17 protein-coding genes are annotated in these 11,817 nt (G+C 47.8%); 4 read left to right on the top strand and 13 right to left on the bottom strand.

Annotated elements, in window-relative coordinates:
* Positions 1 to 78 precede the first annotated feature (78 nt).
* Positions 79 to 741, top strand: coding sequence for a carbonate dehydratase (gene can / locus D9738_RS17315; RefSeq protein ID WP_130204959.1), 663 nt, complete (start codon positions 79 to 81; stop codon positions 739 to 741).
* A 40-nt stretch (positions 742 to 781) separates the two neighbouring features.
* Here the strand turns inward: can and hpt are convergent, their stop codons facing one another.
* The gene (gene hpt / locus D9738_RS17310; RefSeq protein WP_130260734.1) at positions 782 to 1,318 is read right to left on the bottom strand and encodes a hypoxanthine phosphoribosyltransferase; all 537 of its coding nucleotides are present in this window, start codon (positions 1,316 to 1,318) and stop codon (positions 782 to 784) included.
* Positions 1,319 to 1,580: 262 nt separating this feature from the next.
* Here hpt and D9738_RS17305 point away from each other — a divergent pair, with 262 nt between their 5' ends.
* Positions 1,581 to 1,829 carry a hypothetical protein gene (locus D9738_RS17305; RefSeq protein ID WP_001260304.1) on the top strand — a complete coding sequence of 83 codons (249 nt, stop codon included), beginning with the start codon at positions 1,581 to 1,583 and terminating at the stop codon, positions 1,827 to 1,829.
* A complete protein-coding gene (locus D9738_RS17300; RefSeq protein ID WP_000497967.1) occupies positions 1,829 to 2,173 on the top strand; it encodes a type II toxin-antitoxin system PemK/MazF family toxin in 345 nt (114 codons plus the stop codon). The genes D9738_RS17305 and D9738_RS17300 overlap by 1 nt, the downstream gene beginning before the upstream one ends.
* Positions 2,174 to 2,216: 43 nt before the next feature.
* On the opposite strand, the gene D9738_RS17295 is transcribed toward D9738_RS17300, so the two are convergent.
* Together D9738_RS17295 and D9738_RS17290 are read right to left on the bottom strand one after the other, a co-directional pair.
* Positions 2,217 to 3,488, bottom strand: a complete 1,272-nt coding sequence (locus tag D9738_RS17295) for a P2 family phage major capsid protein (protein WP_130260733.1) — start codon at positions 3,486 to 3,488, stop codon at positions 2,217 to 2,219.
* On the bottom strand, positions 3,488 to 4,198 hold the full coding sequence (locus D9738_RS17290; RefSeq protein WP_130260732.1) for a hypothetical protein: 711 nt from the start codon (positions 4,196 to 4,198) through the stop codon (positions 3,488 to 3,490). Before D9738_RS17290 ends, D9738_RS17295 begins: the two co-directional genes overlap by 1 nt.
* Positions 4,199 to 4,363: 165 nt before the next feature.
* Here D9738_RS17290 and D9738_RS17285 point away from each other — a divergent pair, with 165 nt between their 5' ends.
* On the top strand, positions 4,364 to 4,597 hold the full coding sequence (locus D9738_RS17285) for a hypothetical protein (RefSeq protein ID WP_130260731.1): 234 nt from the start codon (positions 4,364 to 4,366) through the stop codon (positions 4,595 to 4,597).
* Between the two features lie 50 nt (positions 4,598 to 4,647).
* Here the strand turns inward: D9738_RS17285 and D9738_RS17280 are convergent, their stop codons facing one another.
* The 10 genes from D9738_RS17280 to D9738_RS17235 form a co-directional block, all read right to left on the bottom strand.
* Entirely contained in the window at positions 4,648 to 4,830 is a 183-nt protein-coding gene (locus D9738_RS17280; protein ID WP_001314430.1) for an ogr/Delta-like zinc finger family protein, read from the bottom strand.
* A gap of 214 nt (positions 4,831 to 5,044) precedes the next feature.
* Positions 5,045 to 5,317, bottom strand: coding sequence for a hypothetical protein (locus D9738_RS17275; protein ID WP_130260730.1), 273 nt, complete (start codon positions 5,315 to 5,317; stop codon positions 5,045 to 5,047).
* Positions 5,318 to 6,009: 692 nt separating this feature from the next.
* Positions 6,010 to 7,014 carry a tyrosine-type recombinase/integrase gene (locus D9738_RS17270; protein ID WP_130260729.1) on the bottom strand — a complete coding sequence of 335 codons (1,005 nt, stop codon included), beginning with the start codon at positions 7,012 to 7,014 and terminating at the stop codon, positions 6,010 to 6,012.
* Positions 7,015 to 7,016: 2 nt separating this feature from the next.
* Positions 7,017 to 9,686, bottom strand: coding sequence for a toprim domain-containing protein (locus D9738_RS17265; RefSeq protein WP_130260728.1), 2,670 nt, complete (start codon positions 9,684 to 9,686; stop codon positions 7,017 to 7,019).
* Positions 9,687 to 9,734: 48 nt separating this feature from the next.
* Positions 9,735 to 10,034 carry a hypothetical protein gene (locus D9738_RS17260; RefSeq protein ID WP_130260727.1) on the bottom strand — a complete coding sequence of 100 codons (300 nt, stop codon included), beginning with the start codon at positions 10,032 to 10,034 and terminating at the stop codon, positions 9,735 to 9,737.
* Positions 10,035 to 10,101: 67 nt separating this feature from the next.
* A complete protein-coding gene (locus D9738_RS17255) occupies positions 10,102 to 10,320 on the bottom strand; it encodes a hypothetical protein (protein WP_130260726.1) in 219 nt (72 codons plus the stop codon).
* Positions 10,317 to 10,505, bottom strand: a complete 189-nt coding sequence (locus D9738_RS17250) for a hypothetical protein (protein ID WP_032235518.1) — start codon at positions 10,503 to 10,505, stop codon at positions 10,317 to 10,319. Before D9738_RS17250 ends, D9738_RS17255 begins: the two co-directional genes overlap by 4 nt.
* 2 nt (positions 10,506 to 10,507) lie before the next feature.
* Positions 10,508 to 10,690 carry a hypothetical protein gene (locus tag D9738_RS17245; protein ID WP_130260725.1) on the bottom strand — a complete coding sequence of 61 codons (183 nt, stop codon included), beginning with the start codon at positions 10,688 to 10,690 and terminating at the stop codon, positions 10,508 to 10,510.
* On the bottom strand, positions 10,683 to 11,210 hold the full coding sequence (locus D9738_RS17240; protein WP_130260724.1) for a host cell division inhibitor Icd-like protein: 528 nt from the start codon (positions 11,208 to 11,210) through the stop codon (positions 10,683 to 10,685). Before D9738_RS17240 ends, D9738_RS17245 begins: the two co-directional genes overlap by 8 nt.
* Positions 11,211 to 11,402: 192 nt before the next feature.
* Complete coding sequence (locus tag D9738_RS17235; protein ID WP_000194273.1) at positions 11,403 to 11,723, bottom strand: AlpA family phage regulatory protein; 321 nt, start codon at positions 11,721 to 11,723, stop codon at positions 11,403 to 11,405.
* Positions 11,724 to 11,817: the final 94 nt, after the last annotated feature.

The raw sequence follows: 11,817 nt of genomic DNA, 5'->3' as shown, positions 1-11,817 counted from the left end.
TTATCTGTGGTTTAAATCGTCCCGGAGTTGCCCTATATTAGCCAAACGTAATTATTTGGTTACAGGTCGTTAACCTCCATGAAAGACATAGATACACTCATCAGCAATAATGCACTATGGTCAAAAATGCTGGTGGAAGAGGATCCCGGGTTTTTTGAGAAACTGGCACAAGCGCAAAAACCGCGCTTTCTATGGATTGGATGTTCCGACAGTCGCGTTCCTGCAGAACGTTTAACCGGTCTTGAGCCGGGCGAACTCTTTGTTCACCGTAATGTTGCTAACCTGGTCATTCACACCGACCTGAACTGCCTTTCCGTGGTTCAGTATGCAGTGGATGTTCTCGAAGTTGAACACATTATTATCTGTGGCCACTACGGTTGCGGCGGCGTACAAGCCGCAGTTGAAAACCCGGAACTGGGGCTTATCAACAACTGGCTGCTGCACATCCGCGATATCTGGTTCAAACATAGCTCATTGCTCGGCGAAATGCCGCCAGAGCGCCGTCTGGATACCTTGTGTGAACTGAACGTCATGGAACAGGTGTATAACCTGGGCCACTCCACCATTATGCAATCAGCGTGGAAACGCGGGCAGAAAGTGACCATTCACGGCTGGGCCTACGGCATTCACGACGGCTTGCTGCGTGATCTGGATGTTACTGCCACCAACCGCGAAACCCTTGAGCAACGTTACCGTCACGGGATTTCCAACCTCAAGCTGAAACACGCCAACCACAAATAAATATGCTATGCCGGATGCAACACATCCGGCAACTTTACACTTACTCGTCCAGCAGAATCACTTTGCCGATATATGGCAGATGACGGTAACGCTGTGCGTAATCAATGCCGTAACCCACCACAAACTCATCCGGGATCGAGAAACCGATAAATTCTACCGGGACGTTCACTTCACGACGGGACGGTTTATCCAGCAGCGTACAAATCGCCAGCGACTTCGGTTCACGCAGGCTTAAGATTTCACGCACTTTCGACAGTGTATTCCCCGAGTCGATGATATCTTCAACAATCAGCACGTCCTTGCCACGGATATCTTCATCCAGATCTTTGAGGATTTTCACATCACGGGTGGTGGACATGCCGCTACCGTAGCTGGAGGCGGTCATAAAATCGACTTCATGAGATACCTGAACTTCACGGCACAGGTCCGCCATAAACATAAATGAGCCACGCAGCAGACCTACCAGCACCATATCGCTGCCGCTGTCTTTGTAACGCTCAGTAATCTGACGACCCAGTTCGACGATACGCGCTTTAATCTCCGCTTCGGGGATCATTACTTCTACATAATGTTTCATCTATCAAATAACCAATTGATTATTAATGAAATAACCATCATTTTTCATGCTTAAAAAAACAATATTGATACACCGATTGATACACAAACAGAGAACGGCACAAAAAAAATGACAGAAAATAAGAGAACAACAAATTGAGTCGGGATTGTACCCGATCCCATAAAAGCTCACTAACGCTTTTAATGTATCTTTGTTGTAGACACAGAATAATTACTCGCCTATCCTCACTGTAGACACACAATAGATACAGGAGTTAACCCACATGCGCACACAGGTTGTATTGCAAAAATGGGGTAATAGCATTGCCCTTCGACTAACGGGAAACCTTAAAACCGTTCCGGGTTTTTCAGTGGGTGATATCGTCAACGTTGAAATTAGTGAAAAGGGGCTTTTTGTAGAAAAGCCTGCACGCCGTCGCCTGAGTGAAGCCGAATTACTCGCCGGGATAACGCCAGTTACAGCGCACGCGGACGAAATTGCCACCCCATTCAATGAGGAGGTTGATTACTGATGTTTGTACCTAAGCGTGGTGATATTTGCTGGCTGGATTTTGAGCCGCAGAAAGGAAAAGAGATCGGAAAGTATCGCCCGGCACTCATACTGTCCCATGAGCAATATAACCGACTCACCGGGCTTGTCATATGCTGCCCCATAAGTACGAGCATACGAAATGCTCCCACAGAAGTTCCGGTAACAAATCTGGACGCCCCCAGCGTTGTAGCAACCACACTCATTCAAACCCTTGACTGGCGTCAGCGGAAAGCGCGCTTAATCACAGAGGCAGAAGATGGGGTATTTAATGATGTGCTTGAAAGAGTCATTACCCTGATTGGCGGAGAGCATCTGCTTAAGTAAAAGGAGGGCTGAGAAGCCCTCAACGTTACCGGAAATTTCCTTGCTATTCTTTCCAGTCAATCCCATCCAGTAAGCACCCTGCTTCATATTGCCCCACCACCCAGTCAAGGTTACAGGACTCATAGAACGCGAGGCGATTATACTGAGGCTCGTTTTTTACCAGGCCACGAACGGAACCACGCTGCCAGTACAGACACAGATTGGCAAGAGGTGTGATCAATACAGCATTGTCCGGGAAAAATGGAACGGTCACAGCCGGGAGATTCCCCAGAACAGGATTTTTAATGATTTCCTCGTTAAGCAAAATTTCCTGATTCATCTGCGATGGATCAAGACGGTTTATCAAAGGCCATTGCTTACGGACCAGCATATTGTGACTGCATACGGCCACAATGCCTTCCTGCCACTGTTCATCAATCATGGATTGCCAGGCATCCAGAACGAGCGCATCTATCGTATGGTGTGTGCCGCGTGTATTACTTTTCGGTGATGAAACAGAAAGGCCGCTGATAACCCTTCCCGCCGCTTCATTTCGAAACTTCTGCAACCAGCCCACGCCGCAATCGTCACGCCCCGGATATGTTTCAGGGTCAGATTCGGCGGCATAATGTGTGCCGTTAAAACCAATCTGAATTAAATCCAGCCATTTCCGGCGCTCAAAAGCGGCCCGCGCACTTCCTTCAAGGCCGTTTGCGGATGCGTGAGCATCGGCATTGTCGTAGCTCAACGCAAAATCAAAATTAACCTGCTCGCAGCGGTAGCCCCTTGAAACCAGTGAATGCGCCTGTAGTGGCGAACGGCGCTCGTGAGGTGGCGATGTACGTGCCAACGGCCCCGAAGCGTCTATCAGCACAACCTGACCTGATATATCCGTAACAGGCACGGGAGTTATTTCAGCAAGGAAATTTGCCTGCCATCCACTGGCAAGCGTTGCACTCTGGCGAGGAACGGGTTCAACTTCTGACGAATAGCGCGCAGTATCACCGGAAAAGTGCAAATCCTTCGGATGCTTTCCGGTTATCGACTCGATAGCGCAATTGAAAACCATCTGAGACTGTTGATTTCGTTGTGATACAACAGAATCAGCAGTGCAATTATAACGCTCAATGCCGTCGTTATTACCCCCACCGCTTGCAGTATGCAGGGTGTGAAGCTCAAGCTCACGCTCCAGTTTTTGATATTCATTGTCCAGCGCGCGACGCGTCTCATCGCTTATGCTTGCTGTGTTTGCTTTCAGGCGATTCCGGGACATTAATTCCCTGAGTCGGCTCACTATATCAGCGCCGTGCAAATGTGGAGTATTCAGACCGCTCATTACTGCCACCCCCGGCAAAGTTCTCTGCCCTCCGCAAGGTCGCGCATTTTTTCTGGATTCTGTCGCGCCGCGCTCCATTGTACAGGTGAAGGGGCGTTCCTGATTGCGCAGTTTACTGAATCCGGGAGTTTCTCCGGGCAATAACGCAGCGGGCTGGAGGTGTCGCTTTCGGTATCGTTAATCCGGCCGCGAATCATTCCGACACTTTCAGCAGTATCTGCCGCTTTCAGTGTTTCGCATATTTTCTTTTCTGCGCTATACAGTGGCTGACCAAGCAGCTCACATAAACCACGAATCAATAACAGAGCAGGGGTCAGCTCGTTAATCAGTTCGGGAAGCGCTTTTGCAAATATCTCTGCCCGCAACTTGTTATCAATGCTTTCGTAAGCACAGCCAGCCTCTGCCGCGTTATAACGACACTCCAGTAGCCTGATGCGCGCCTCATCATGCAGTACCCGCAGACGCTCAAGATTTTCTCGCGCCACACCCGCCTGAATGGATAATTTCGCGGAGGCTTCCGTTTTTACGCCCAGCGCAGACAGGATTGAGTTCTGCCAGTCACGATCGAGAGATTCCAGTTCCCTTTTCGTCTGTTCGATAGTCGCTTCCAGATTGGTGATTAATGATTCCTGTTCACTGAGTTTTGCCCTGGCTGTATCAAACTGTGCTTTACATACCTGATGTTCAGCGCTTGCCTGAGTTATATCCATTATTTGCTCCTGTAATACATTTTTTTACTTACGCCGATTTTTTCCATATTGCGTAATACATTCCAGCCGATTTTGTTCTCGTAATACGCTCACAATACTGTTGTATTACGCTTTCTTATATCGCGGGTGTTAAATCCCGGCATAAATAATCAGGGAGGCAACACGATGAAAAAACAAAAGAAAATGCGATGCGTATTACGCTGTATTCGTATCCCGCTCGAAATCGACCATAAAATAAATCAGATATGTGAGGACAGAGAGATGAACTACTCCCAGTGCGTCAGAATGTTTATCAGTCAGGGAATTAAGGCCGGGGAAAAGCAGGAAGAAGACCGCAACGGGCGCAATGTGGCGGGGGATGTGTGGGCCTGGGCAAATGACCAGAACCACACGACGTAATACAGAAATAACGCAGCCGGTCACACTCGCTGGCTGTGTTATACAAATCACTATGAAGTTTTCGACTTCCTGCGCTTAGTGATGCGTACAAACGACTCAAGCGTACAAAAACAGGCCCCGCACTCAATATTATTGCACTGGTAATACGTTTTGTAGATGTTTTGTTCGTGTTCTTCCAACGAACGACCACGGGTGCGGGCTGAAGCGCCACAGGCCGGGCAAGGGAAAGACATATCACGCTCCTCTTACTGGTGTGAAATTTAACCTATTATATCTTCTGCCGCCCCCTCTGGCCGTATCAAATAAACCCGCAGCAGTCGCCGCGTATTACGCACGGGCGCACCGTTCCCATGCTCACTCGTCACATTCCCCGTATCAGTTCTCTCTTGCCGTAAGAACGGCTCTGACTGGCGATAAAACTAACCCGGTCGGGCATTCCCGCAGTCTTTAGCGTAAATGTAATTTACCCCCTGAAACGCGTGCTGTTCCCCCGTCACCTGCGCGCGAAAAACTCACCGTTTTTTGTGCACGCACGAAATCGCCCTCCGGGCGCGCCAGTACTGGGCCGGATGGGCAAAAAGTTACTCTAAAAAATTGTGCAAATTTGTGCACTTTTGTGCAGATGAACAATAGCGTCAAAAAGAGTGCTTTTGAGAGATTTTTTATGGCAACTGCGCCGCGTGTATTACGTTTTTTACCACCCCCGCCGCGCATGTACATACTTCATTTTTCTGCCAGACAACAGGGCAACTCCCCGTGACTGACAGCCCCAAAAAATCAATGATTGATGTTGCATTTTTGTTAGAGGTTAGACCAGTTGTTTTGGGGCTCTGCCTCATAATCCGGTGGGGGGTGCGCAAAGCGGTTACAACGGTTACAACAGTCAAAAACACCACTTAACAGCATGATTTTAATGGATATTGTTTGTAACCGCTTTGCGGTTACACTGCGGTTACAACGGTTACAGGTTTCAAAAAGCACTTTATTATCAATCAATTAAAAACTTAACCTGTAACCGCCTGTAACCTAACAAAACGGTTACATGTAACCGCGTTGTAACCGCTTTTGTAACTCATCCGACCAGTTATAATGTATTGATATATAATACAAAAATAAGTGATTTTAAATTTGTAACCGTTGTAACCGCTTTGCGCATCCCCCCCCAAACTTTAGCGCGACCCTTTAAAATGTTAATTAAACCCACTTACTCTGTCTCACTCTCATTAACTCTCTGTGATTGAAATGTATCTCGCCACTGTTTGACTCTTTCTGATAATCAGGGGAAGCCAAAAATTGATGGCGGCACCACTGCAATATGGCCACCATTGCATTGCTGTTACCGTTGGTTCTGGCCAACAAAAAAGGTCAGCGGGAAACTGACCTCTTTTGCTGTGAATGCGGCGTTCTGCGGGTTACTCTGCTGGCTCTTTTTCTTCGGTGATCACTATGTTGGCTACCGGGTTAAATCTCATGGCATCTGCCAGGTAATCCGGTGCAAAATGCGCGTAAGTCATCGTCTGCTGAATTGTTGCATGCCCAAGGATTTTTTGTAGCGCAAGAATGTTGCCACCGTTCATCACAAAGTGACTGGCGAATGTATGCCGCAATACATGCGCAGCCTGCCCCCTCGGTAAATCGGGTTTTATTTTTTTTAATGCCCGGCAAAACTCTCTGTACTTCACATCAAACAGTCGCCCGGTTTCTTTTGTTTTTACGGCATCGCATATTTCCTGCGACACAGGCACCGTTCTTTTTCTACCGTTTTTGGTTTCCAGAAACGTTATTCTGTTATGAACTATTTGCTCTCCATACAATCTGCTGGCCTCACTCCAGCGGGCTCCGGTACAAAGACACAAGAGCGCAACCCTTCGTTGATCTCCATTCAGCCCGTCAAGCAACAATGTGACCTCGTTTTTTGATAAAAAGGCCATTTCCCGCTGCTTTACATAAAGAACAGGAATACCACGAACCGGATGCTCTGCATCCCACAAACCGATCTTTCTCAGGGCTGTAAACATCCCCGATAATCTGTTCATGTATCTATTTGCTGAGGACGGCTTTAATCCTTCTGCAATTTTCTGCGATCGCCATGCAATGATTTTTAATTTGTCGAGCTCCACCGCAAACATGTCAGCTCCAAGCTCATTAATAATTTTGCCAAGCTGCTGTTTATCCGTGTTTGCCTTTCGCCTGTGCTGACCGTGATAGACCCACCACAATTCCAGTAAATCGCTAAGCGTTCTCCGGTCGCGATAGCCCTGTATAAACTCGCGCTTTTCGGCGTTCGCTATGATGTACCGTTCAGTTGCTGTAGCTATCGATTTTTTGTCAAATATTCTTCTGACGCGCTTTCCTTTACGTCCGCATGGCCTGATATCGAGCAACCATCGCCCATCATCCAGTTTTCTGATCGACATGTTTAAGCCCCCTCCTTGTAACTGAATATCCTGCATTTCAGTACTTCTGGTTCTCTGGCTTCGGCTACTCCTTTTCCGGCGTTTGCCTGTCTGGACACCTCACTACGAATGGTTTTGCGGCCTGTCAAAGGTCGGGAACGTCCGGCTCCGAGCAACTCAATCATTTCGCGATCGGTTCGGATCTCCACGCGGTGAATGGCGGCAGCCTGTGCCAGTTGCGGAATACTGATAGCAATCCCTTCGCGGCATCCCTTGCCGTAATGGTTTACACCGTATTTTGTTATGCCGTCCAGGAAGTCGAACGCCTCCCAGAACTCCATCACTTCTGGCAAGTCAGCCGCCGCCGCTTTAACCTGCGCCGTTGCCATTTGTTCCAGTTCCAGACATGTGGCATCAAGCCATTCATCCGGGATATCGATAACGCATTTCAGCGCCCTGACCAGCGCGATAAGTTGCGCGTGATTTTTGGCAATACGGGGATGGCGAATATTTTCGCATCCGCAAAGGCGTTCCGTTTCAGCGGGCGATACTTCCAGGAACGTTTGCATAATCGCCCGTTCCTGACTTACCGCCCGGTGAATAAACCCCGATACCTTCTCGACGGGGTAGAGTTCCAGCCGTCTCGCCGCCAGTCGGGTATCAGGTGAATGGCGTTTTTTATCGGTGTATATGCGTATCAGGCGCTCAATAATTGCCGGCGAGGCATTTACCCGCGCATTCTGCGCAATCACGATAGCGCCCTTAAAATCCGGGTCATAGGTGTTGTTATTGTTGGCCTTAACCCCACGAACACCGATACCGCCACCGTTATAGAGGCTTTTCAGGTTATCGAAGTCAAACGCACCTCTTTTTTGCGCATTGTCTCCCCGGTCTGCTTCAATCAGAACAACAGGTAATCCGGCGACCTGTCCAAAGGTGCGCTTCCAGCCCGCCTCTGATCCTTTGGTTGGATCTACGCCTTCATAGTTGTCACGACCGCACAGCCGCCAGCAAAAATCAATCAATGTTGATTTACCCGTTCCGGGCTCCCCGGTGACTTCAAGGAAGGGGAAGGATTCTTCTTTATCCCGGATTTGTTCGCTGAACAGGGAGCCCAACCAGAAAGCCAGGGTAATAATTCCCTTTTCACCAAAAGCCAGCCAGAGATCTTCCACCCAGGACTCTGTAAACTCATCCGGTTTTTTGTAGTTAATCTGTAATGTGGGTTTTTCGCTTAATGGTTTTGCGTTTATGCCATCAATTTCAAAATAATCCTCGTCATTGATTTCATAAGTTTTTCCCTTGTAAACAGCAATATCATTAAACAGCCATGCCCCAATCGCCTTGTTGTATCCGATAAAATCCTGACCAATAACCTCTTTTATTGCGGGAAGGTCATTTTTTATTAATGCGTCAAGCTGCGTAGTCGTTCCAGTATAAATACCGCCTTTTGCCACGTGTAACAGGCGTTTTTTAAATTCAGATGAGGATGTTAATTGTCCTGATGTAAAGGTGTTTTTCACCGTAGCACCATCCGGGAACGTAACACGGAAGTAATACCATGCTTCATCCGTGTCATTATTTCGAATGTAATAAAGCGGCGCTGGGTTACAGTTTGCGATTTCTTTTACTGCACCAGATTCCTTAAGTGCAATTTTGCGCGCTTCATCCTCATCAACATTTCGCTCATTCTTGGCACGCTCAACAGCCTTCATATAGCGCTCAATGTCCAGTTTGAACCAGAAAACACGGTTATCAAAAGTAAAATGAAATTCCTTCCGCTCACGAAAGGAAAATATTATCAGCGCCTTATCTCTCGGAGATTTCGCCAGCAATAAATCACCGTAATGACGATATCTTTTCACATCATGGCCACGCAGCTTTCCGGCGACGTGTAAATCATTCCAGTCGCGTTTATTGTTGTTTTCACCCGGTAACGCCGCTGCCGTTCTCCAGCCGTCTTCGGCGCTGCGTTCTGCATGTTTTTTCGCGTAACGCTCACCCGCACGCCCGTTATCCAGCGCCCACACGATAACCGGACGGGGGGTATCACCGCACAGCTTCGCCAGTTCTTCCAGCGCCTTATCCGGGTAGTTTACGGCAGACATGACAGAAACGGCCGCAATGCCATTCTGGTTAAGGCTGATGGCATCAAAGATACCCTCACAAATCCAGATTTCTTTGGCCTTGCTTAAATCCGCTCCCGGATAAGCCCACCACAACCCCTTGTAGCTGCCGGAAAAATTCGCCTTGCGAGCGAAGCGTTCCGGTCGGTCTATGATGCGCTCCCACCACACGCCGTCAGCCAGCGTAAAACGCACAGTAGCGGCCTGTTCGCCGTTTTCCTTGTCCTGGTATCGCTCCTGAGTAAATGCCCCCTTCAGCGGCTCCACAGCAATATTGCGCGCCTCCTGAAGGTAAGCTGCCGCCGCTGCATATGGCTCGTCTTTCGTGCTGATATAGCGATCTGACCATGATGAAAACACATCCGGGTAAAGTTCTTTGGTCAGCAGGTCTGCACCGCATTTATTTTCACGCCCGCAGTGTACGATGTACGGCCTTTCAAGGCTGGTAAACAACTCTTTCTTTCCACATTGCGGACAAACACCATACCGGAGGTAGTTATTTTCTTCTTTGAAGTTGTAATCACGGATAAGACGGTTAATAATCTCTTTCCTGATGTCAGATTTCATATATAAAACTCCACCCCACTGCATCTTTTGCAGTGGGGTTTTTATTAATTACTCGTTACTTATTGCTTTAGCAATCCCTGCGGCTTCAGCTTTGTGCCATGAAAAAATCCCGCCAGAAAGATGCATTCCTGATTTAATCGCTCGTAATTCCCGATAAAGAATGTTAGTTAATGATTCCATTTCATCGCTTTGTACAGCAATTCGCTCTTTGGTATTAATTTCACCTGTCAATGCTGAAAAAAGAGCAATAACATTTATTACATCCTCAAGACTGCCAATGGAATCTTCTGTGAAAAAGCCAGCGTATTCTTTTTTGTATATATTGCGGACATTCTGATTTTCAGACATAAAAACTCCCCGACCCGTTAAGGTCGAAATATAAATTTAATTCAGTTATCAGTGGATAATTCGGGAATCAGGCGGAAAGTTGCGTCACCTTCAACGCTTTGAAATGTGTCATTCCCAGCTCTTCCAGCCCTTCGGCTGCGCGGCGTATGGCTTCGCCCGGTCCCGTTCCGTATACCGTTGCATGTGCATGTTTGGTTAACCCACGTTTATTAACGGCATAACCCAGCACAAAGAAACGTTTTTCACCGCTGCCATTATTTTTACGGGATGTTGAACGGTTTTTCATTTCTTCACCTTTACCACTGATGCTGTGAGTTCTTCTTCTGGCAATTGATATTTCGGCGCAATTTCTTCCGTATACCTGATAGCGTCCCTTGCCGCTTTTCCTTTTGATTTATATTTATATGTGGTGCGGTAGTTTTCTTCCTCTCCTGTTACCACATTACGCAATTTAATATGAATCTCGTACATCGTTACCCCTCCATGATTTTTACTGCGCATTTGTGGGTTAATCGCCCCTGTTTGTCATTGCGGGAATATGCCATACGACAGGCATCACGCCATGCATCGTCATAAGTCGGATATTCCCGGGAATGAATCATCTGGCGAACGTCGCCGTTCTGGTAGTTAATCAGGGTGATAAGGAGCTTAAACATGGCACGCCTCCCGGACACGGATACGGGCAACAAAGACCAGACGGGATGCCGGAAGCAGGGCGCGCGCTTCGCGCTCACTGGCAGCGGTAACGGTATGAAGGCGGATATTTTTACCGTGGCACTGCATAAAGCGCCAGATAAAATCAGGGCGTGTTGATATAGCCATTTTGGCGGCTCCTTCTACTGATTTACGGAGTCTCGCCAGCACGCTGTCAAACATGGTGGCGGGACGTAACAGGGTTGACAGACTGGCGTAGAAGAAACCAGCGAGCGCAAAGGCTCCCCCATTACGCCCCGCCATAATACGGGGTAGGGTGGAATTACGGGCACAAAAAAACCGCATTACGGAAATATAGCGGCTACCCGCTTCTACTATCAGGCTGTCAAACCCGGCACCCGCTTTATGAGGTGCGGGCAAACGATACGCCATGACAAAAAAGCGAGTCAAGCAATATTGCAAATTATTTTTGCTCACTTGTGCTGAGTGATTGATTTTAAAGAATAAAAAAGCCATAATCATTTCTGCCTATTGTTTCTTATTGTTGGTTTCAGGTGCACTAAATGCACATCCTTGACTGGTTGGCTCGCTAGCTTTAGCGAGCTTCTTTTTTTGCTCTGCTGTCAGTACTTGGCCTCCTTTCCCCACATGTAGCAATACGTTCAGATCAGTAAGTTTTGCCACCCAGTGATGGACGCAATAAACCACCAACGCTTATTCAGCTCTGGCGCTACCGGATTCCCTCTCTCTTTTCTTTTTGGCGTTTTCGTATGGGTTATTCACTTTGGCAATAACTGGCGGATTACGTAGCCACCACAAAACATCACTTAACAGCCAGGTACATGAGCAACGCCCCAAAGAGTGACGAGGAGGAAAAGCACCGATCTTCTCCAGTTCCCAGCGCCGGGAGCGTGAAAGCGTGGTCATCTTTTTACACTTCTCTTCCCTGATGCGTTCTTCGCAGTCAAAACCATACTCGGCGAGTATGGTGCGGCGCTGTTCTGGAGTTGGTGGAATGAATGCGGATTGAGTCATATTTCCCCCTATGTTTCTAAACTTTCGGGGGAGATTTTTGTTTTACGGAGTTTTGAAAGCAAGTATTAAAGGTCTTATTAAGATGCTTGCTGGT

Source organism: Escherichia sp. E10V5 (genome assembly GCF_004212315.1).
Classification (GTDB): domain Bacteria; phylum Pseudomonadota; class Gammaproteobacteria; order Enterobacterales; family Enterobacteriaceae; genus Escherichia.
The sequence above is the reverse complement of the archived record's forward strand: the minus strand, read 5'-3'. Positions and strand labels throughout refer to the sequence as shown.